Genomic DNA, 21,771 nt, shown 5'->3' on the forward strand with positions numbered 1-21,771 from the left:
AAATAGGAGTCTTTTTGTTGTATTATTTTTTCCTTTTCTTTAAATCCTTCTGATACATGTAAAGCTTATGAATTTCATCCTTAAATTCCTGCAAAAGTACGATGTTTTCCTCATTTGAATAACGCACTGTATTATAAGCATTAATAATAATATGACTCTGAATATTTACATCTTCTTCACTATTTATTCTATCTAACCATGCCTCAATAGTTTCTCCTCGATTTCTATTTAAAGGGGGAGTTAACTTACTTTCAAGCTTAAAAATCTCTTTTCGAATTTCGTTATGTGGCGGTTTGTTTCGTTTCAAACGTTTTTGGCTCATGCCTTCTTTATCAGTGATGATAGTAGATTCAAAGACAGGTATATTTGGTAAACTGAATTGTTTTCGTTTTTTTATTATTTTCCAAACGACATAAATAGCAATGGCTGCACAGGCTATTATGGTTATGCTATTTATAAGAGTTGGATCAAAAGGACGTGGCTCCAATCCATCCTTAATTGTAGGATCTTTTAGATTTCCTTTATTCGACCAAAAATCATCTGTTTCTTTTAACGCGGCTGCTGAAAATAATGGATTAATAGCGTATCCGAACCCTAATGCAACTGCTTCTATGATAAATGAAAAAACAAGCCGAATGAAAGGAAACACTTGAATAAGTACTATACTCATTACACCAATCGTAATAATAGAAGCGAAACGTAATAACTGTTGATTACGATTTGCCCCAGTTAACCAAAATGTAATCATAATGTGTATAACTAATAGTAATAGTTTCCCGAGTGGTGGAAAAGGAGCATAAAATATAGCTGAAACACCAAACCAAACAATACCACCTAACGATTTTTGAACTGGGTATCCTGGTCCAACTACATGTACGATAAAGAAGAAAAGCGGTAACATAATTGTGCCAAATAGAGAGAAAGGGAGAAAAATAGAACAACCGATTATTTGAGTTATTAACAGTATGACAAATCCTGTTGTTTTTTTCTTCATTAATATATGAATAAGAAATACACCAATATAGCCTGTTGCTAAAAATATAACAACAGCAACAAGTTCGTCCCTTTCTGTTAATAACGAAAGGAGGAGCAGCAGAATAAAGTCATTAACGTGATAGAGCCAAGTTTTCAAGCTTTTCCACCATCCCTTCGTTATTTATGAGAAACGTAGGTTGCGATAGAAGAGAGAGGTCATTCTTCTGCAAGCCGATGTAAATCATTGTAGAGGATCGTTCTCCTTTTCTATTTGTATAATGGAGAAATCCTTGTTTCGGAATTAATGTGCTATCGTCTGAAATACGTGCCAATTCCTCTAAAGCTTTTGCGTAATGAGTTTGCCCTTCATTTAATGGTAAGTGCAGAGGACCACCTTCAGCTAATATACTAATAAATAATTCAAACGGTATTTGATGCTTCGTAGCGTATTGACAAATGTATGTTGCAAATGAAATAAGATCTTCTATATTATCTTTCCAACCAAACCCGCGATCAGCAGCTAAAGAAAGACAGATCGTCCAACTATAATTTTTTACAGGTTCATATTGCTTCGCCTGTAATTCCTGCATTTTAGCAGATGCTTTCCAATGAATAGAACGGAAAGACTCACGTTCATATCGTTTCACACCGATAATAGATGTTTCATCATTGTAAAAAGAAAAATTGGTTCGATAAGATCCATTTAAAAGTTGCTGAAGTTCTTGCAAACCTGCTACTTCTTTAGGAGAAGGGTACACAATAATTTCAGTTCTTAATTTATCAAATACAGGTAAATGTACAGATAATAAATGAAAAGGATCTTTCAAAACACATTCGAATTGTTCAATTTGAAACACGCCACGCTTCGTAGCGGTTAATGATAAATCCCATTTTTGCGCTGAATGAGCAGGTTGTGAAAATGGAAAAGAGAATAGTGTTTTTGATATTTGTTCAATTCCTTGATCTTTATTCGGTAGTAGGGACGGATCTAAATGAAAATAACAAACACCATTAACGAGTGGTATATTTGCTCCATTTTTTAAATGAATAAAAAACTGTCCAGATTCATCAGGGAAAAGCCGAGTTGTTTGTTTCTCATTTATTACTTGAAACTTTTTCTCTATGTAAGCGACATATTTATAAATGAAAATCGCAAATAAATAGTAGAAGAAAAAGAAAAACATAATGATTCGTTGCGGCATAAAAAATGTAAATAGTATCGCGCCTGGCACAGATAGTTGAATAATATGAAGTTGAAAAAATAAAGGTACAGTTACAACGCGCTGTCCATTCATGTTTGTTCAATCTCCACTGGTACGTCAACCTCTTTTAAAATCTTTTGCATCATTTCATTTTTTGTCGTACGTAATGCGCCTTCCATTGATAAGACGATACGGTGATTCCAAACAGAAGGAACTAACAATTGTATATCTTCTGGTGTGCAATATTCTCTCTCTCGTAAAAAGGCTAAAGCTTGAACAGCACGTACTAAAGCTAATGTGGCACGTGGACTTACACCGTTAGCGATATAATCATGATTTCTTGTAGCATGAGCAAGTTTAATAATGTAATGTTCTAACGGTTCTGATATGAAAATCTTTTTTACTCGTTTCTGTGCCTCTAAAATATCATCTAAAGTAATAACAGATGTGACACTTTCTAGTGGTGCGTCGTTACGGAAACGTCGCATCATTTGTAGTTCATCTTCAGGATTTGGATAACCTATAGAAATTGTCATTAAAAAGCGATCAAGCTGTGCATCTGGAAGAGGGAACGTTCCTTGTGATTCAATTGGATTTTGCGTCGCAATAACAAAGAACGGTTTTGGAAGAGGAGTTGACTGCTTTTCAAGCGTCACTTGTCGTTCTTCCATCGCTTCTAATAAACTAGACTGTGTTCTTGGCATTGCACGGTTAATTTCATCTGCCAATAAAATATTTGCCACGACTGGTCCTAGTCTTAACTCGAATTCGCTCGTTTTCGGATTGAAGTATTCAATACCTGTCACATCACTCGGAAGTACATCGGGTGTAAATTGAACGCGAGAAAAATTACCACCAATACTTTTTGAAAGTGTTTTCGCAAGTAACGTTTTCCCAGTACCAGGTACATCCTCAAGAAGTACATGACCGTCAGCAAGCAAGGAAACAATTAATAGATCTATAACATTTTCTTTACCTACAAAAACTGATCCTATATTTTCTTTCAATTTATTTATCATATGTATCATTCCTTTCAAAATATAAACGGATATTTCTATATTTTAACAAATTATTCAGAAAATTTATACGGTTTTTCAATTCAAAGAAATAAATATTCAATTATTAAATTATATTCTTGCATATTTTGGAATGTGAATATATAATATCGGTATACGATGTATCGTAAGTCGATATATCATAAAGCGATGTATCAGAGGTGGTTATAATGAATACGAAAGCGAGAAAATATATTCCGTTAACTGAGGCGACATATTACATATTGTTATCCCTAGTGAAACCAATGCACGGATATGGAATTATGCAATTGGTAGAAGAGATGACAAATGGAGAAGTAAAGCTCGGTCCTGGAACTTTATACGGGAATACGACGAAGTTACTAAAAGAGAAGTTAATAGTTGAAGTGGCTTCTACAGATAGAAAGAAGTGCTATGAGTTAACGCCGTTTGGGAGAGAAGTGTTGGAGCTCGAGTATAACAGATTGCAGAGATCTGTAAGGAATGGAAATAGTATATTAGGGGAGTGAATGGAAGATGGAGGCAAAAAGAGTATTTAAGTTTTTTACGGCATGGAATTTAGAAAAAGAAGAAGCTTTTTTACGAAAGATGCATCAGCAAGGTTGGGCATTACAAAAATATAATTTAATATATACGTTTCAGAAAACGGAGCCAAAAGATGTAATATACAAAGCTGATTTTAGATTGGTTTATAGAGATTCGAAAGAACAACAACAAGAGTATTTCGAAATATACGAAATGTCAGGCTGGAAACGCGTAACAAGTTTCACAAGCTGGAATTATTTTTGTAAAGAAGTAGAAGAAGTAAATGAATTGCCTGATATTTACTCAGAAAAGGAGACGAGAATACAAAAACTAAATCAGTTATTAGTATTCTTTGTTATTATGTTAGCAACTATATTACCATCAATGTACAATCTATTTATAAGCCCGATGGAATCAAGAGTGCCAATGTGGGCGAAAGCTATGACGGGTCTTACAGGTTGTATGTGGATATACTTCTTTATAAGACTCACTTGGAAAATTAAGAAATTAAAAAGTGAAATATTATAATAAAAAGTAGAGTTTAAAAGAAGTTGATGAGAGAAGAGGAGATACCGGGATCAACTTCTTTTGTCTTTATATAAACATAATTTGTTCACTCTTTTTTACATAATAAAAACTTTATAATTTTGTTGTAGAAATACCATTTGCAACACAAGTAATTAAACTGAAAAAATCATAAACGAAAAAGAAATGATTTTCAATAATAATCACCAGTTAAAATTATTTGTATATTAATATTACTTGATAAATAACCCTTTTATGAACATTAATAAAAGAGTGTAAAGTTTAACATATAATAAGGAAGAGATACGTTTTTTATTACCGTATTTAAAGAAAAAATCCCCTATAGAAAAATCTATTTCTACAAGGGATAATCATGTTTTTATTAGAAAGACTGATTTTGAGCAGGTTTAATAAATTGTTCAGGATTTTCAACAAGTCCGCATACAGCACATTGGACACGGTAAGTAGGTCCTTGATAGGCCATATGAAAAGCATTCATCGTTTCATTTGTGTATTCCTCTTCTACTTGACCAGTTTGTGGATTTAACTTAACGGGTTTTACTTGTTGCTCAAGAATATTAAAGCGAGTGCGGTTCGTTTTACAACTTGGACATAGCATTGGTTCCATATGTATACACCTCCATTTGTAGCATTTCTTAAACTTATTAATTTTATGCAAACAAAAAAACTTTCTCAATATAAATAGGTGTTTAATGTATTTAAAATTCAGAAAAAATAAAATATAATAAGAGTACGAACTGGTTATGTCCAAACCAAATCTCCTGTTTTATGCCAATAAGCTGGGGGGCCGAGAAATCGGCCTCATTTTTTTTGTGCTCGCTACTATAGGAAACAAGGTTTTTATGAGACTTTTGTCGAAATTTTAGGGATGGATATAAAGGGGGAAGTAAAATGAATTTAAAAATGAAGTACATCATTTTATATGTAGAAAAGTTTGAGGAATGTTTAAAATTCTATAAAGATATTTTACAGTTGCCTATAAAAGCAGAGCACGGTACATATATTGAATTTAATACGGGATCTACAATATTAGCAATGAATACGCGGCAAGACGTGAAAGAATTAACAGGATTACCACTTACAGAAGGTGAGTTACAATCTTCTCATTTTGAATTAGGATTCGTTGTTGAAAATGTAGAAGAAGCGATTGAGCAATTTAGAGAACAAGGTATTACGATTTTAGTTGAACCAATTGTAAAGCCGTGGGGACAAACAATTGCATACATTGCTGATCCAGATGGGAATTATATTGAAATTTGCAGTTCATTAGAATAGAAGGAGAAAAAGAGATGGGGTTTCCGAAACTAGAAACAGAACGTTTACAATTAAGAGAATTAACGCTGTTAGATGCAGAAACGATGTTCCGTTATTTTTCAAAAGAATCTGTTATACGTTATTTCGGAATGGATTCTTTCGAAAATATTGAGCAAGCGAAAACAACGATTCAAACGTTTAAAAATCGTTATGAAGAGGGAAGTGTATTTCGCTGGGGAATAGAGAAAAAGGGGACGGGCCAATTAATCGGAACGTGTGGTTTTCATTTAATTAACCATCATCATAAGCGAGCTGAAATTGGTTATGAATTAGACGATACATATTGGGGACAAGGATACGCATCGGAAGCGTTACAGGCGATTTTAGCTTACGGGTTTGAAAAGTTGCAACTTATAAGAATTGCTGCTGTTGTATATGTAGAAAATAAAGCTTCTCAAAAATTATTAAGTAAAGCAGGATTTCAAGAAGAAGGATTACTTCGAAAACATATGATTCAAAATGGAGTTGCGCATGATACGATTTTGTATTCTTTATTAAAAGAAGAGTGGAAGAAATAATGAGTACAAACGAACTTATAACTATTATGAAGAAACATAGGAAAAATAGATTCATTTTAGGGATAGATGGTTTAAGTCGTTCAGGAAAAACAACATTTGTTGCAAATTTAAAGGAAAATATGAAACAGGAAAGCATTCCGTTTCATATTTTTCATATTGATGATCATATAGTGGAGCGTAATAAACGCTATGATACCGGATTTGAAGAATGGTATGAGTATTATTATTTGCAATGGGATATTGAGTGGCTTCGGCAAAAGTTTTTTCAAAAGTTACATAATGAAACGAGGCTGAAATTACCGTTCTATAATGATGAGGTAGACTCATGTGAAATGAAAAAAGTACAGATTCCCATAGTAGGCGTAATTGTAATTGAAGGTGTTTTTCTACAGCGAAAAGAATGGAGAGATTTCTTTCATTATATGGTGTACTTGGATTTTCCAAGAGAGACACGGTTTCTACGGGAAAGCGAAGAGACCCAAAAGAAACTTTCGAAGTTTCAAAATAGGTATTGGAAAGCAGAGGATTATTACTTAGAGATGGAATCGCCGAAGGATAGGGCGGATTTAATCATCAAATGATTTGAAAATAGAAGGTGGACATAATGAATATTTTATGGGATTTTGATGGTACGTTATTTGATACGTATCCTGCATATACAATGATGCTATCTGAAATATTGGGTGATAGTGTAGATGAACAAGAAATTTACAAAAATCTAAAAATATCATATTCTCATGCAATTCAGTATTATAATATTTCACGTGAACAGGAAGAAAGGATTAAAATTTTGAAGGGGAAAATCACTCCAAAAGATATGAAACCTTTTAGAGGTGTTGAAGAGATTTTGAAATATGCGGATAAAAATGTGATTATGACTCATAAACATAGGGCGGGGGTTATGGAAATTTTAGAATATTACGGCTGGGACAAATACTTCGTCGACATGGTTACAATTGACGATGGTTTCCCCCGAAAACCGAACCCTTTATCTTATGATTATTTGCATAAAAAGCACAATATTGATTTAGCTATTGGTGATAGAGAGTTAGATTTATTACCTGCAAAAGAATTAGGTATTTCAACATGTATGTTTCAAGGGGATTGTGATGTAGCAGATTATTCTTTATCGCATTACTCGGAATTTTTTAAGGTAGTAATTGATAGAGGGGTTATTTTATAAAAAATTCAAATACAACCTCTACTTTCAAGCAAAAAGTAGAGGTTGTTTTCTATGCTTTATAAAAACGAAAGAAAATTAGCCCTTTCAAGAATTTAGAAGGAGATTAGTATAACAATTTGAATTATATACTTATAGATAAATCTATAGATGAAAAGATTTCAATAAAGCGAGTGATCACATGAGTATTTTCATTTTAGAAGACGATGTCATACAAGCACAGCAAATGAAGCGACTAGTTGAAGAGATTTGCGAGAAATATATGTTGCCTTTTGATTTTATAGAGGTAACTAGTAAAAGTGAAAACATTATTACCAACATTCCTAAGGCGAGGTATGTTCCAATCTATTTTTTAGATATAGAGATAAGAAGAGAAGAGCGTAAAGGATTACAAGTGGCGCAAGAGATACGAAAGTATGATACGCAAGGAATTATTGTGTTTGTAACGACACATTCTGAATTTGCACCTATTTCATATCAATACATGGTATCAGCTTTAACTTTTATTGATAAAGGGTTGCCATACGAGGACAAGTGTAAAGTGTTTGAACAATGTTTACTTCAATATGAAGCACGAAATAAGCATATTATTCCGTCGGATGACTTTATCGTTGAAAATAGTAATGCCACTGTGCGGGTTCCTTTTCATGAAGTTGAATATGTTATGACTGATGAACCGCACCGGTTAGCATTAGTGACGTTAGATCGAATCGTTTATTTTTATGGAACTTTAAAGGAAATTGAATTCGTAGATGAACGTTTATTTCGATGTCATCAATCCTATATCGTGAATACGAAGCAAATGTCTTCTTACGATGCGAATCAAAGAATGATAATTTTAAAAAGCGGGAAACGTATTCCAGTATCACGTCGTTTAGTGAGTAAAGTACGTAACATGTTAAAGGGTGAGATGTAATGTATATTTATGATTTATTTGCAATACTGCTTACTAGTATGTGTCATACGTTTTTATACATACAATTAATCCGGTACAACAGATTGTCAGTTAGAATGTTAATAGCTTTAAGTGCGGTATTCATTATTTTACTTGCTATTGTCGTAACAGTAACGAGATATCCAGAATTGAATAGTACGATTGTGTTGTTTTTAATAAGTTTAGGATTAATGCAAAATGAACTAAAACTTAAGCATAATGTATATTTTGCACTAGTGAGTATGGTGATTATAACGTTAGTAAAAATGTTGCTTTTGGATTTAGGAATGAAACTCTTTATGTTAACGCCATTCAATTTATATTTATGGACAGGAAGTGTAATTCATCTTACCGTAACGACACTTACTTTTATCGGTATTCTATTAGCGCGTAAAAGAATTCAAAAAATTGCTCAATATATAGTACGTAGTCCGTTATATTATATAACTTATATATTATTAATGATCGGGTTTATTATTGAACTAATTTTAACTCAGCCGTCAACTGAGTTTTTAGCAAAAATAAATCAACAATACAGTGAAGTAAGTTATAATTCAGCGATTATTATTTTTTTATTATTACTAATCATTGTACTAATAAGCTCACATTTATCGAAAGAAAAGTTACGAGAAGAGCATGAAAAACGTTTAGATAAAGAGTTATTAGATTATGTGGAGAAACTGGAGGATATGCATGATGAGCTTGCTAGTTTCCGTCATGATTATATGAATGTATTACTATCGTTAGAAGAGGGAATACGTACAAAAAATGTGAAAGAAATTGAGCAAGTGTATTATGATGTTATCGCTCCTACATTAAAAACAATAAATGATCATGAACTTGATATCGCAAAATTATCTCGCATACATATTCCTGAAGTAAGAAGTGTATTAAGATCGAAAGTCGGTACTGCCCAGCAGCAACAAATAAAAGTAATGCTTGATATACCAGAGAACATTGAACGTGTTTCAATGACGATTATTTCATTTATTCGCATCATTTCAGTTTTAGTAGATAATGCAATGGAAGAAGCAGTACAAAGTGAGGAGAAGATATTACAAATCGCATTCTTTAAAATAGATTCACGACAATATTTTATCGTGCGTAATAGTTCAAAGAGTGAAGGGATTGATTTGCAAAAAATTTATGAAAAAAACCATTCAAGTAAAGAAGGGACTAGAGGATACGGGCTATTCTCATTAAAACGGATCATGAATAAAACAAATAATGCGACGTTAGAAACAACTTATGTAAGTCCTTATTTCACGCAAACATTTATATTAAAAGAGATGAAATAACCATCTATGATGAAAATGTAACCGAATAGGAAATAACTACATACTTTTTTCACTCGTTTTTATACACTTCAAGTAAGAGGTGAAGCGAGATGAATGGTCTTATTTTTACAGCAATGATTAGCTTTGGTTTACCGCTTATTGCACTTTTATATGCTGTTTGGAAGAAACGCTATATTCCATATATGTTAGGGGTATTGGCTTTTGTTGTATCACAAATATTGATTCGTATACCAATACTGAATTATGTAAATGGAACTAGCACAGATTTTCAAATGTTTTCCGTTATGCAGCCTGTCCTATTTGCGCTTTTGCTTAGTTTATCAGCTGGAATTTTTGAAGAGGTAGCTCGTTTTATCGCCATGCGCTATTTTATGAAACAACGAGATTGGCAGTCTGGTTTTTTATTTGGGGCAGGACATGGTGGTATTGAGGCAGTGTTAATAGTTGGCATCCCAATAATATCCCTATTCTTTTCACAAACAGTCATTCAAAATGGTGACAGTTACTATTTCGGCGGCATTGAGCGTATTTTTGCGATGGTATTACATGTTGGGCTTTCCTTCATTGTATTACAAGCTGTCGTCCAAAAAAAATTTCGTTATGTTGTATATGCAATTCTCATCCATGGGGCTGCAAATGCAATAGCGGGCATTATATCACTTTATGTACCAGGAAAAAGCGGGATCATTATATCAGAAGTTTCAATAGCAATTTGTGCGTTACTCGTTTTTAGTTATAGTTTCATTTTAAAAAGAAAGGATGTATGAAAATGAGAAAAATGTTACTTATTATTATAAGTGCTATCGCGGCGTTCGCGCTCGCGGCATGTACCGGTAATAAAGTAGATGAAAGTACGTCAAAAAAGTTTATTCCAAAGGCGGAAGAAATTGTATCATTATTAAATGAGGCAAAGTATAAAGACGTGCGTGAAAAATTTGATAGTAAAATGAAAGCTGCATTGTCAGAAGAAAAGATGAAAGATCTTACACCTATAATAGAGAAAGCTGGTACATTCGAAAAAATTGAAAAACAATCAATTGAAGAAAAAGATGGCTTATATACTGTTATTCTTGTAGCGAAATATAGTAAAGAACAACGGACATTCATTATAACTTATAATGATAAAGAAGAAATAGCAGGTTTAGTTATTAAATAAAAAACAGATACAGTGGAAGTTCCCGCTGTATCTGTTTTTTTTGATTTAACCAAATTATGGTTATTTGTGCTAATATGAACTTATAGCTATATAGAAGGAGTGAGTTAGTTAGTATGAAAACTGAACTAGTTCCTAAAAAGAAGTACAGTATAATAAGCTACATATGTTTACTCATCGGTATTTTATGTTTTCTGTTCGTTTTTATAACGCCAACAAGGATAGCGAATGCAGGTAATATAGTGGGAGATTATATTACAGTTGCCCTGACAGTTGCAGGTATCATACTTTCTATCATTACAATGACGAAAAAAACAGAGAAGAAGGGGATTGCTATTCTTTCATTCATACTGTCCTCATCATTTTTTATATTTTGGATCATCGCAATTATCTTATTGTTTACTGGTCAAATTAGTTTTGCGCCGTAATATGCAATAAAAAGAGTCCTTCTCGTATGAAGGACTCTTTTTATTCGCTTTCTTCCGGTTGATATTCTAAAATATCCCCAGGTTGGCATTCTAATGCTTTACAAATGGCTTCTAAAGTTGAAAAACGAACTGCTTTTGCTTTTCCATTTTTCAAAATAGAAAGGTTAGCCATTGTAATTCCAACCTTCTCCGAAAGCTCTGTTACACTCATTTTTCTTTTCGCTAACATTACATCAATATTAATAATAATTGCCATATTATTCACCTCAGACCGTTAAATCATTTTCTGATTTTATATCTATCGCATCTTTTAATAGTCTTTGGAGAACGGCAGCAAAGACCGCGATTACCATTGAAGCAAAAATCATAATTATTCCAATAATAATAATGCCAGGCGCATCATCTCTCTCTGCCACAAGATAGAAAAGTGGCATACCTAATACATATAATACACTAATTGCTAGTGCGCTGTACTTAATATTTTTTAAAGATTTAACAGATAACTCTGAGAATGCATTGTTCTTATCAATATAGTTTAAAAGCTTAAATGTTTGGTACAAAGCAAAATAATAAGGTATTGCTGTTGCGTATAAGTTGATAAATACAAGATATTTAATATATGTAATATCAGGATATAATTCTGCTGCGAAATTCCCTATTTTAGGAACTAAAAAAATGCACATAGCAAGAACAGGGATACCCATTAGAATCACAGCTGTCTTTAGGAAGAGTGTTGATCCTTGTTTCATAAAAAGCACCTCATTTATTTAATATCTTATTAATTTACCACGAAATTTATTGTTAAACAATAAATTTTTATTTAATTCAATTGGGGATTTATTGTTTAACAAGTTAATAATGAAAAATCTTCTTTATAAGATAGATGAACTATACCGACATGTAATGAATAAGAAAGTTACTATTGTTAGCTTTAGAAAAATTGGGAACTAATAAAACATATGTAGGCAGTCAGAATCTTGTATGTAAATGAATGTGAAACTAATGGAGGCGCAATCATGTTTGTATTGGGTTTAAAGATGAAGAAGTTACTGTTAGTAGGAACGATCACACTAAGTATGTTATGTACTGAAAGTATGATGGATGATCATACGGTGGAAGCGAAAGTGAAAAAAGTAGAACGTCAACCGAAAAATGTAATCATAATGGTTATGGACGGAACGAGTTCTTCAGCAACTACATTAGCGCGCTTGTATAAAGGGAAACCACTTGCATTAGATGAAATTGTAACAGGAGGAGTTCGTACATATTCGGCGGAATCAGCTATAACAGACTCAGCTCCAGCAGCTACAGCTTTAGCGACGGGGAATAAATCGAATTCTGGATATGTAGGGGTATTACCTACTATTGTAAGTTCACCTGGCTTAAAATCAATAAAAGAAGAGGACAAGTTACGTCCAGTTGCCAATGTTTTAGAAGGTGCGAAACGTACTGGTCGCGCAACTGGAATTGTTGCTACAGCTGAAATTCAGCATGCTACTCCTGCTGGGTTCTCTGCTCACCATGTAAACCGCAAGCATTTTGACGTAATTGCGGAGCAACAAGTGTATCAAAATATAGATGTCGTATTAGGCGGGGGAAAAGCGGCACTGCTACCTATAAAAAGAAAAGATGGTGAAGATTTAGTAAAGGTAATTCAAAACAAAGAATACGACTTTGTTGAAACGAAAAATGAATTATTGAACTCTAAATCTAATAAAATTTGGGGCTCTTTCTCACATAATGCCTTAGCGTTTGATATGGATCGTGAAGCAACAAATCCTGAGCAACCAACGCTTTCGCAAATGACGGAAAAAGCAATTCAAACGTTATCAAAAGATAAAGATGGGTTCTTTTTATTTGTGGAAGGAAGTAAGCCAGATTGGGCTGCACATGTGAATGATCCAATTGGGATGATTAGTGATGTATTGGCATTTGATAATGCAGTTGCAGAAGCATTAAGATTTGCAAAAAAAGATGGTAATACGATGCTAATAGCCGTAGCGGACCATGGTAACAGCGGTATTTCTATTGGCAATATGAATACGACAAAAGGTTATAATACTACGCCGGTCTCTGCATATATTGATCCGTTGAAAAAAGCGAAAATGACACTTGAAGGGACTATCAATAATTTGAAATCTGATATATCCAATTTAGAAGAGGTAGCTAAATTATACGGGTTGGACAATTTAACTTATGATGAAAAAGAAAGGTTAAAAGTGGTTAAAAAGAAAATAGATGTAGGTCCAATTTTCACTACATTATTGGCTAACCGTGCGAACATAGGCTTCACAACAGGAGGGCATACTGGTGAGGATATATTTTTATATTCATACGGTCCTCAAAAGCCAGTTGGCTTGATTCAAAACACGGACGTTGCAAAGACAATGGCGAAAGCGATGGGCTTTAATTTAGAAGAAGTAACAAACAAATTATTTGTAGAGAGTGAATTAGCCTTTAAGCAGAATGGTGCAACTGTAACAGTAAATAATACTGATGCAGTAAATCCTGTGCTCATAGTAAAACGTAATAATGTAACAGCTCAATTATTTGTTAACAAAAATATAATTCGAATTAAGAATAAAGATTATGAATTAGGAAGTGTTGTTGTAGAAAGCAATGGTAAATTCTATGTACCAGAAGAAGCAAGTCGTTTATTCATAAAGCATTCTCGTTAAAAAAACGCCAATTCCTTAGCAACTACTTAGGAATTGGCATTTTTGTGTAGATGAGATTTCACTTGAAAAAAGAGGAAAGAGAACCACAAATTCTAGAGTGAACTTCCTGTAAATTCACCTATTTATGTTTTTCATCCTAGAAAAAATATTTCTCAACATTTTAGTACTTTAAAAAGATTGAATATTCGTATTATAACGAATATTATATTGCTATCGGCAAAAATCGATAATTTGCAGACACTGGGGAGGAAATACATTGAAAAAGAAAAAGAAATTAAAACCTTTAGCGGTATTAACAACAGCAGCAGTGCTAAGTAGTACGTTTGCTTTTGGAAGTCATGCAGCGTATGCTGATACGCCACCATCTCTACCAATTGATGAACATTTAATACCAGAGGAACGCTTGGCAGAAGCGCTGAAGCAACGGGGAGTAATCGATCAATCTGCATCACAAGCTGAGACATCAAAGGCTGTCGAAAAATATGTTGAGAAAAAGAAAGGGGAAAACCCTGGAAAAGAAATCTTGACAGGAGATAATCTTACGCAAGAAGCTTCAGATTTTATGAAAAAAGTAAAAGATACAAAAATGAAGGAAAATGAACAGGCGCAGCAACCCGAAGTAGGACCAGTAGCTGGGCAAGGTCCAGGATTGAACCCAGGAAAATTAAATGGAAAAGTACCGACTACACCAGCGAAGCAAGCTGAGTACAATGGGGCTGTTCGAAAAGATAAAGTACTTGTATTACTCGTAGAATTTAGCGATTTTAAGCATAATAATATTGATCAAGAACCGGGTTATATGTATTCTAAGGACTTTAATCGTGAACATTATCAAAAAATGCTATTTGGTGATGAGCCATTTACGTTATTTGATGGATCGAAGATTAATACATTTAAACAGTATTATGAAGAACAATCTGGCGGAAGCTACACAGTTGATGGAACTGTAACGGAATGGCTTACTGTTCCAGGAAAAGCGTCAGATTACGGTGCTGATGCGGGAACTGGTCATGATAATAAGGGACCTTTAGGACCAAAAGATCTTGTGAAAGAAGCATTAAAAGCAGCGGTAGCAAAAGGTATCAATTTAGCAGATTATGACCAATTTGATCAATACGATCAAGATGGTGATGGAAATAAAAATGAGCCAGATGGAATTATTGATCATTTAATGGTAGTACATGCAGGCGTGGGTCAAGAAGCTGGCGGTGGTAAATTGAAAGATGATGCGATTTGGTCTCATCGTTCAAAACTAGGGTCGAAGCCATATGCGATTGATGGTACAAAATCTTCTGTTTCGAACTGGGGCGGAAAGATGGCTGCATACGATTATACAATCGAGCCTGAAGACGGAGCGGTTGGTGTGTTTGCACATGAGTATGGTCATGATTTAGGCTTGCCAGATGAATATGATACAAAGTATTCAGGACAAGGTGAACCAGTTGAATCATGGTCTATAATGAGCGGCGGTAGCTGGGCCGGAAAAATTGCAGGTACAGAGCCAACAAGTTTCTCACCGCAAAATAAAGAGTTTTTCCAAAAAAATATGAAGGGGAACTGGGCGAATATTGTTGAGGTCGATTATGATAAACTTCGCACGGGAATCGGTACTGCAACATATTTAGATCAAAGTGTGACAAAATCAAAACGACCAGGAATCATTCGTGTTAACTTGCCAGACAAAGATATAAAAAATATTGAGTCAGCATTTGGTAAGAAGTTTTATTACAGCACGAAAGGAAATGACATTCATACAACACTTGAGACACCAGTATTTGACTTAACGACTGCAAAGGATGCTAAGTTTGATTATAAGGCATTTTATGAACTGGAAGCGAAGTATGATTTCCTTGACGTATATGCGATTGCAGAAGATGGAACGAAGACACGCATTGATCGAATGGGTGAAAAAGATGTAAAAGGTGGTATAGATACAACGGATGGTAAGTGGGTTGATAAATCATATGATTTAAATCAATTCAAAGGAAAGAAAGTAAAACTGCAATTTGAGTATGTAACAGATATTGCAGTAGCTTATAAAGGATTTGCGTTAGACAATGCAGCATTAACTGTAGATGGAAAAGTTGTTTTCTCTGATGACGCAGAAGGCCAGCCAGCAATGACATTAAAAGGATTTACTGTGTCTAACGGATTTGAACAGAAGAAACATAACTACTATATCGAGTGGCGTAATTACGCTGGGTCTGATACTGCATTACAATATGCACGTGGTCCAGTATTTAATACAGGAATGGTTGTATGGTATGCGGATCAAAGCTTTACAGATAACTGGGTAGGCGTTCATCCAGGTGAAGGGTTCCTTGGAGTAGTAGATTCTCATCCAGAGGCAATCGTAGGAACATTAAACGGACAACCTACTGTGAAGAGCAGTACACGTTATCAAATTGCCGATGCGGCATTCTCATTTGATCAAACGCCAGCATGGAAAGTAAATTCACCAACTCGCGGTATCTTTGACTATAAAGGATTACCAGGAGTTGCAAAATTTGATGATTCTAAGCAATACATCAACAGCGTTATTCCAGATGCGGGACGTAAGTTACCTAAACTAGGATTGAAGTTTGAAGTAGTAGGTCAAGCTGAAGACAAGTCTGCAGGTGCAGTTTGGATCCATCGATAAAATAAAATGAAATGAAGAGGAGCTGCCATAAGCCGGTGAAAATGACTTATGGCAGCTCTTTTCTGCTTGTGTAAAAGTTTGTAGAAGTTCATTTTATAAATAAAACGCTCCATTTGTCCAATTATAGCGCTATTTGGAGAGTAAGTAATTTGTAAGTATTGAGTAAGAAAAAAGAGATTTTTATAGTATATAATATTTATTACATCTACTTTTAACACCTGATACTAATAGTATGCTATAATATGAATTAGCAACAAAAAGGAAAGGAATTAGTAAAATGACATTAGAAAATACTAAAAATTTAAAAAAACAAGTTGCTCCGTATGAAAAATCAACAATTAAAAAAAGTGTGTGGCAACTTATTAACACAGTCGTGCCATTTGTTGTTTTATGGTATCTCGCTTATAAAAGTTTGTCTGTTTCTTATCTGTTAGCATTAGTTCCATCTTTGTTAGCTGCTGGTTTTATGACGCGAATTTTCATAATTTTTCATGATTGTACCCATTATTCATTCTTTAAAAGTCGACGTGCAAATAGAATAGTAGGTACATGTATGGGTGTGTTAACGTTATTCCCATTTGATCAATGGGGGCATGAGCATGCGATTCATCACGCTACAAGTGGTAATTTAGATAAGCGAGGTACAGGAGATATTTGGACGCTTACAGTCGATGAATATGTAGCTGCACCATTTAGACTTCGTTTAGCATATCGTTTATATCGCAATCCATTCGTTATGTTTGGATTAGGTCCGATTTATGTTTTCTTGCTTAAAAATAGATTTAACCGAAAAGGTGCAAGACAGAAAGAACGTATGAATACGTATTTGACGAATATTATTATCGTTGCTGTAGTAGCAATACTTTGCTGGGCAATAGGGTGGCAATCGTTTCTGTTCGTACACGGTACGATATTCTTAATAGCAGGTTCAGTAGGGATTTGGCTGTTTTACGTACAGCACACTTTTGAGGATTCTTATTTTGAAGAGGATAAAGATTGGGAATATGTAAAAGCGGCAGTAGAAGGAAGTTCATTTTATAAACTTCCAAAAATCTTGCAATTCTTAACTGGTAATATTGGATTCCATCATGTTCACCATTTAAGCCCAAGAGTACCTAATTATAAGCTAGAAGAGGCACACAATAATACGCTTCCGTTAAAAAATGTACCAACAATTACACTTGCTACAAGCTTACAATCACTACGTTTCCGTCTTTGGGATGAGAAAAGTAACAATTTTGTTAGCTTTAAAGATGTAAAAAATATAATTAAAAATAATGTTTCTGTTCGGGTGAAATCGGAATTATAATTTCATCGGCTATAAAACTCCCCTTAATCATTTTCGATTTAAGGGGAGTTTTTGTTATATAACGGATATTGAGGACGTGGAATACTCATGTGTAGGTATAAATTCAAGGATACGATAATCATATTATGTAAATAAGATAAAACATCATTATTTTGTATTATTGTGAAGGATATCATACATATATAATGGAAAGCAGAAGGTAGAGGAGAGTAATGCTAAGAACAGAAACAACGTAATAAAATAATTCTTTCAAAAGGAAGGGGACAGGAAAGATGTTGAAATTACAAGGAAAATACAATGAAGCGAAAGTATTTACAAATAACGTTGATGAAACTGCGACTGGGCAGATTATTGATCTTTGTAATCAAGAATTTGTAAAGGATAGTCAAATTCGTATTATGCCAGATACACATGCGGGAGCAGGGTGTACGATTGGAACAACAATGACAATACAAGATAAAATTGTTCCTAATCTTGTAGGGGTAGACATTGGGTGTGGGATGGAAGTGGTTGTAATTGATAAGAAAAAAGAAGAAATTAATTTCGATTATTTAGACGAAACAATTCGTAAATTTGTTCCAAGTGGTTTTCATATCCGAGATAAAGAACATCGATTCTCAAAAATGATTGATTTTGATGGTGTGAGAGCACCATTTACATTACAACGCGCTCAAAAAAGTATAGGTACTCTTGGGGGAGGGAATCATTTCATCGAACTAAATGAAGACGACAAAGGGAATGTATATATTGTCATTCATAGTGGTTCTCGTAATTTAGGAAAGCAAATAGCAGAGTATTATCAGAACTTCGCATATGAACAACTCATTGATGTTACATCAATGAAAGATGAGATTATTAAGAGATTAATGAAAGAGGGGAGAGAAAAAGAAATACAAGAAACTTTACGTGGAATAAAGAAGCCTAATATTCGAAAAGAATTAGCTTATTTAGAAGGACAGGGATTCAAAGATTATATGAATGACATGAATATTGCTCAAAAGTATGCTGCGTTAAATCGTAAAGCAATGATTGATGAAATTGTCACTAAAATGGACTGGAAAGTAACCGATCAATTTACTACAATACATAACTATATAGACATAGAAAATATGATTCTACGAAAAGGTGCTATTTCAGCTCAGAAAGATGAACGAGTCATTATTCCAATTAATATGAGAGATGGTTCAATTATTGCGTTTGGTAAAGGTAATCCAGATTGGAACTATTCTGGTCCGCATGGGGCAGGACGTATCATGAGTCGCAAGAAGGCTAAAGAATTATTGAGTCTAGAGGACTTCCAAAATACGATGACAGAAGTTTGGACTACATCGGTAGCAGAGAGCACAATTGATGAGGCGCCAATGGTATACAAGCCAATGAATGAAATTATCGAAAATACGAAAGAGACAATAGATATAAAGCATATTATTAAGCCATTATATAATTTTAAAGCGAATTAAAATGATAAAAGACCGCACATGAAGTGAAAGCCATGTGCGGTCTTTTATATAAGCAGGGTATTACATCGTCTCGCTAATTTTAGTCTCACTATTAGTGTTAGTAGAAATTCTTTTCTTAACTTTTAAGTGATAATAAGTGTAGCAAAAGATAATAAATGGTACAGTGCAATAGATTCCAAGTCGTTGTTCTGGGATAAAGATTAGACTGATTAATATAATGCCGTACAATCCAAAACCAAGTATTGGTACAAGTGGATAAAGTGGAGTTTTGAACTTTAAGTCTTCTAATTTTCCGCCGTCTGCTACATAATGTTTACGGAAAAAGAATTGAGAAACACAAATTGACATCCAAACGATGATTGTTATAACTCCAGAGATGGAAATTAGCCATAAGTAAACCGTTTCAGCAGCTACAACGCTTGTTAAAAGAGAAAAAGCAGAAATAGCAATTGTCATAATTAAAGCGTTTAAAGGTATTCCGCGCGATGACAATTTCTTTAAAAAGGCTGGAGCCATTTCATTTTTTGATAGTGACCAAAGCATGCGAGTTGCTGCGTACAATCCTGAATTGGCAACAGAAAGAACAGCAGTAAGAATAACAAAGTTCATAATATCAGCGGCATATGGAATACCGATATTATCAAATACAGCAACGAACGGACTTTTTGTTAATCCTGCTTCTTCCCAAGGAATTAAAGCAACGAGAACAAAGATTGCTAAGACGAAGAAAAACATCGTACGCCATATAATATTTCTAATAGAACGAGGTAAAGTTTTTGCTGGATCTTCACTTTCACCTGCTGCGATTCCGACAAGTTCTGTACCTTGGAAGGAGTAATTGACTGTAACCATTGTTAAAAGAATAGCGGCAAGTCCATTTGGGAATAAACCACCATGATTTACGAAATTTGAAAATAGCGGAGCTGGTTCGTCGCCTTTTAAATCAATAAAACCGAACATAGCGGCGCCGCCAAGAATAATAAAAGCGATAATGGCAGATACTTTTATACTTGAAAACCAAAATTCTGTTTCTGCATAACTACGAGCAGATAGTGCATTAATCGTGAAAATCGTAACGCCAAATATTAAACACCAAACCCAAACAGGAATATCAGGAAACCAGCGCTGCATTGTAATGCCGGCAGTTGTAAATTCAAGTCCGGTTGTATTCGCCCAGCTTAACCAATACAACCATCCGATTGTAAAGCCAGTTGCAGGATTAATAAACTTAGTGGCATATTCCTGGAAAGAGCCTGAAACAGGCATGGCTACAGCGAGCTCACCAAGACATAGCATAACGAAATACATTAATAATCCACCAGCAATAAAGGCAAGTACGGAACCACCAGGTCCAGCCTGACTTATAATAAAGCCAGATCCGTTAAATAACCCCGTTCCAATCACGCCACCGAGTGCAATCATGAATAAGTGTCTACTTTTCATCGTACGTTTTAATTCATTGTTTGTATTATTTACTTGCGCCATTGTTTTCCTCACTTTCGTAGTTGATAGAATAAAGCTTGATGTTTTTCCGTATTGTGGAATGTATTCCGTGATGTGAAATCTTGTTATAATTTTCAGATAATTAAAAAGAAAAGTCAATATTTTTTTGTTTACGCTTTCAAATTATTGTTCGCAGCATATTTTTATTTTTAGAAAATTGAATAAATGGATTGATTTCATTTAGGATTTTTGTTAAATTGATAGGTAATTGAGCGTACTAACATATTACAAGTGAAGTAGAGGTGAGTTATGGTACAGTCCATTGATCGAGCGATAAGTATTATAAAGTTATTAAATTCTACTAATGAAAAAGAGTATTGGGCCATTTCTGATATAGCGGACAGAACACATCTCCCAGTTAGTACAGTACATAGATTACTTAATTCTCTAATCGAGCATGGGCTAGTTACGCAAATTTCAGAAACGAAACAGTACAAAATTGGGCCCATGTGGATGGAAATAGGATTACGCCAATTGGAGAAAGTAGACTACAGATCTGTGGCAAGAGAAGTGATGAAGCGATTAGCCTCTGAAGTGGAAGAAAGTGTGTATTTGAACATTCCAAATGGAACACATTCTATTATCATTGAAAGAATTGATAGCCCATTAAAAATTCGAGTTATTGATAATCTAGGGGAACAGATTCCTCTTTCGATTGGTGCCGCAAATAAAACGATGCTTGCCAATATGAAACAAAATGAGATGGAATATATTGTTGAGCAGCTACTTTCTGCTTTACCAGAACAAAAGCAAATTCTTCTTGAGCAAATAAAGCAAATAAGAAACGAAGGATATGCTGTCAGTTATGGAGAAAAAACAGAAGGGACAGCTTCAGTAGCTGCACCAATTATCGGATTTAATCATAAAGTAGTAGGAGCATTAAGTGTTGGGTTAATTAGTCATCGCATTAATGATGAGCGACTTTCTTTTCTTATTAGTAAGGTGAAACAAGCAGCTCATGAAATATCAATAAAAATCGGCAGTACATCAGAACTATAATTTTGATAACTGTCGTCATTTTTTATTCATATACTGGAATTCATTTTCATAATGCGGAAAAATAGGGGGATATA

At 34.2% G+C, this 21,771-nt stretch carries 23 protein-coding genes; 16 read left to right on the plus strand and 7 right to left on the minus strand.

Translation table 11 applies throughout. From position 1 onward, the window contains the following. Positions 1-22 precede the first annotated feature (22 nt). From ACTFRS_RS03335 to ACTFRS_RS03345, 3 genes are read right to left on the minus strand one after another with little or no spacing between them, the layout of a single operon-like run. Positions 23-1,132, minus strand: a complete 1,110-nt coding sequence (locus ACTFRS_RS03335; RefSeq protein ID WP_242293266.1) for a DUF4018 domain-containing protein — start codon at positions 1,130-1,132, stop codon at positions 23-25. Then, positions 1,107-2,270 carry a DUF58 domain-containing protein gene (locus ACTFRS_RS03340; RefSeq protein ID WP_242293265.1) on the minus strand — a complete coding sequence of 388 codons (1,164 nt, stop codon included), beginning with the start codon at positions 2,268-2,270 and terminating at the stop codon, positions 1,107-1,109. The genes ACTFRS_RS03335 and ACTFRS_RS03340 overlap by 26 nt, the downstream gene beginning before the upstream one ends. After that, positions 2,267-3,196: an AAA family ATPase gene (locus tag ACTFRS_RS03345; protein WP_242293264.1), complete on the minus strand. Its 930-nt coding sequence runs from the start codon at positions 3,194-3,196 to the stop codon at positions 2,267-2,269. The genes ACTFRS_RS03340 and ACTFRS_RS03345 overlap by 4 nt, the downstream gene beginning before the upstream one ends. 206 nt (positions 3,197-3,402) lie before the next feature. Here ACTFRS_RS03345 and ACTFRS_RS03350 point away from each other — a divergent pair, with 206 nt between their 5' ends. Together ACTFRS_RS03350 and ACTFRS_RS03355 are read left to right on the plus strand one after the other, a co-directional pair. Continuing rightward, positions 3,403-3,720, plus strand: coding sequence for a PadR family transcriptional regulator (locus ACTFRS_RS03350; protein ID WP_001092635.1), 318 nt, complete (start codon positions 3,403-3,405; stop codon positions 3,718-3,720). Between the two features lie 7 nt (positions 3,721-3,727). Further along, positions 3,728-4,264 carry a DUF2812 domain-containing protein gene (locus ACTFRS_RS03355; protein ID WP_242293263.1) on the plus strand — a complete coding sequence of 179 codons (537 nt, stop codon included), beginning with the start codon at positions 3,728-3,730 and terminating at the stop codon, positions 4,262-4,264. 379 nt (positions 4,265-4,643) lie between these two features. On the opposite strand, the gene ACTFRS_RS03360 is transcribed toward ACTFRS_RS03355, so the two are convergent. Continuing rightward, complete coding sequence (locus ACTFRS_RS03360) at positions 4,644-4,889, minus strand: hypothetical protein (RefSeq protein ID WP_000433609.1); 246 nt, start codon at positions 4,887-4,889, stop codon at positions 4,644-4,646. A 284-nt stretch (positions 4,890-5,173) separates the two neighbouring features. Between ACTFRS_RS03360 and ACTFRS_RS03365 the strand changes: the two genes are divergently transcribed. The 9 genes from ACTFRS_RS03365 (at position 5,174) to ACTFRS_RS03405 (ending at position 11,107) form a co-directional block, all read left to right on the plus strand. Continuing rightward, positions 5,174-5,557, plus strand: coding sequence for a VOC family protein (locus ACTFRS_RS03365; protein ID WP_242293262.1), 384 nt, complete (start codon positions 5,174-5,176; stop codon positions 5,555-5,557). A gap of 14 nt (positions 5,558-5,571) precedes the next feature. Next, on the plus strand, positions 5,572-6,114 hold the full coding sequence (locus tag ACTFRS_RS03370) for a GNAT family N-acetyltransferase (RefSeq protein WP_242293261.1): 543 nt from the start codon (positions 5,572-5,574) through the stop codon (positions 6,112-6,114). After that, on the plus strand, positions 6,114-6,695 hold the full coding sequence (locus ACTFRS_RS03375; RefSeq protein ID WP_139865960.1) for a kinase: 582 nt from the start codon (positions 6,114-6,116) through the stop codon (positions 6,693-6,695). The genes ACTFRS_RS03370 and ACTFRS_RS03375 overlap by 1 nt, the downstream gene beginning before the upstream one ends. A 23-nt stretch (positions 6,696-6,718) precedes the next feature. Next, positions 6,719-7,297, plus strand: coding sequence for an HAD-IA family hydrolase (locus ACTFRS_RS03380; protein WP_242293260.1), 579 nt, complete (start codon positions 6,719-6,721; stop codon positions 7,295-7,297). 178 nt (positions 7,298-7,475) lie between these two features. Beyond that, entirely contained in the window at positions 7,476-8,210 is a 735-nt protein-coding gene (locus tag ACTFRS_RS03385; protein ID WP_440024255.1) for a LytR/AlgR family response regulator transcription factor, read from the plus strand. After that, on the plus strand, positions 8,210-9,526 hold the full coding sequence (locus ACTFRS_RS03390) for a GHKL domain-containing protein (protein ID WP_440024254.1): 1,317 nt from the start codon (positions 8,210-8,212) through the stop codon (positions 9,524-9,526). Before ACTFRS_RS03385 ends, ACTFRS_RS03390 begins: the two co-directional genes overlap by 1 nt. Before the next feature lie 89 nt (positions 9,527-9,615). Then, positions 9,616-10,293 (plus strand): YhfC family glutamic-type intramembrane protease, encoded by a 678-nt coding sequence (locus tag ACTFRS_RS03395; protein ID WP_440024252.1) that lies wholly within the window; start codon positions 9,616-9,618, stop codon positions 10,291-10,293. A gap of 2 nt (positions 10,294-10,295) precedes the next feature. Continuing rightward, positions 10,296-10,682 (plus strand): DUF3887 domain-containing protein, encoded by a 387-nt coding sequence (locus tag ACTFRS_RS03400; RefSeq protein WP_001230585.1) that lies wholly within the window; start codon positions 10,296-10,298, stop codon positions 10,680-10,682. Positions 10,683-10,795: 113 nt separating this feature from the next. Next, positions 10,796-11,107, plus strand: coding sequence for a hypothetical protein (locus ACTFRS_RS03405; protein ID WP_000845971.1), 312 nt, complete (start codon positions 10,796-10,798; stop codon positions 11,105-11,107). Between the two features lie 40 nt (positions 11,108-11,147). Here ACTFRS_RS03405 and ACTFRS_RS03410 read toward each other — a convergent pair whose 3' ends face one another. After that, positions 11,148-11,363, minus strand: coding sequence for a helix-turn-helix domain-containing protein (locus ACTFRS_RS03410; RefSeq protein WP_000974621.1), 216 nt, complete (start codon positions 11,361-11,363; stop codon positions 11,148-11,150). Positions 11,364-11,373: 10 nt separating this feature from the next. Beyond that, complete coding sequence (locus ACTFRS_RS03415; protein WP_440024250.1) at positions 11,374-11,856, minus strand: DUF2975 domain-containing protein; 483 nt, start codon at positions 11,854-11,856, stop codon at positions 11,374-11,376. Positions 11,857-12,123: 267 nt separating this feature from the next. Between ACTFRS_RS03415 and ACTFRS_RS03420 the strand changes: the two genes are divergently transcribed. The 4 genes from ACTFRS_RS03420 (at position 12,124) to ACTFRS_RS03435 (ending at position 19,195) form a co-directional block, all read left to right on the plus strand. After that, positions 12,124-13,785, plus strand: coding sequence for an alkaline phosphatase (locus tag ACTFRS_RS03420; RefSeq protein ID WP_440024248.1), 1,662 nt, complete (start codon positions 12,124-12,126; stop codon positions 13,783-13,785). 256 nt (positions 13,786-14,041) lie between these two features. Next, positions 14,042-16,426, plus strand: a complete 2,385-nt coding sequence (locus ACTFRS_RS03425; RefSeq protein ID WP_139865953.1) for an immune inhibitor A domain-containing protein — start codon at positions 14,042-14,044, stop codon at positions 16,424-16,426. A gap of 277 nt (positions 16,427-16,703) precedes the next feature. Continuing rightward, complete coding sequence (locus ACTFRS_RS03430; protein WP_000171515.1) at positions 16,704-17,735, plus strand: fatty acid desaturase; 1,032 nt, start codon at positions 16,704-16,706, stop codon at positions 17,733-17,735. A gap of 272 nt (positions 17,736-18,007) precedes the next feature. Further along, positions 18,008-19,195, plus strand: a complete 1,188-nt coding sequence (locus ACTFRS_RS03435; protein ID WP_139865952.1) for an RtcB family protein — start codon at positions 18,008-18,010, stop codon at positions 19,193-19,195. 60 nt (positions 19,196-19,255) lie between these two features. Here the strand turns inward: ACTFRS_RS03435 and ACTFRS_RS03440 are convergent, their stop codons facing one another. Beyond that, a complete protein-coding gene (locus ACTFRS_RS03440) occupies positions 19,256-20,680 on the minus strand; it encodes an amino acid permease (protein WP_138321794.1) in 1,425 nt (474 codons plus the stop codon). A 267-nt stretch (positions 20,681-20,947) separates the two neighbouring features. Here ACTFRS_RS03440 and ACTFRS_RS03445 point away from each other — a divergent pair, with 267 nt between their 5' ends. Continuing rightward, on the plus strand, positions 20,948-21,697 hold the full coding sequence (locus tag ACTFRS_RS03445) for an IclR family transcriptional regulator (protein ID WP_139865950.1): 750 nt from the start codon (positions 20,948-20,950) through the stop codon (positions 21,695-21,697). The last annotated feature ends 74 nt before the right edge of the window (positions 21,698-21,771 follow it).

It is taken from the genome of Bacillus cereus group sp. MYBK139-1 (assembly GCF_051916915.1).
In the GTDB taxonomy this organism is placed as follows: domain Bacteria; phylum Bacillota; class Bacilli; order Bacillales; family Bacillaceae_G; genus Bacillus_A; species Bacillus_A pacificus.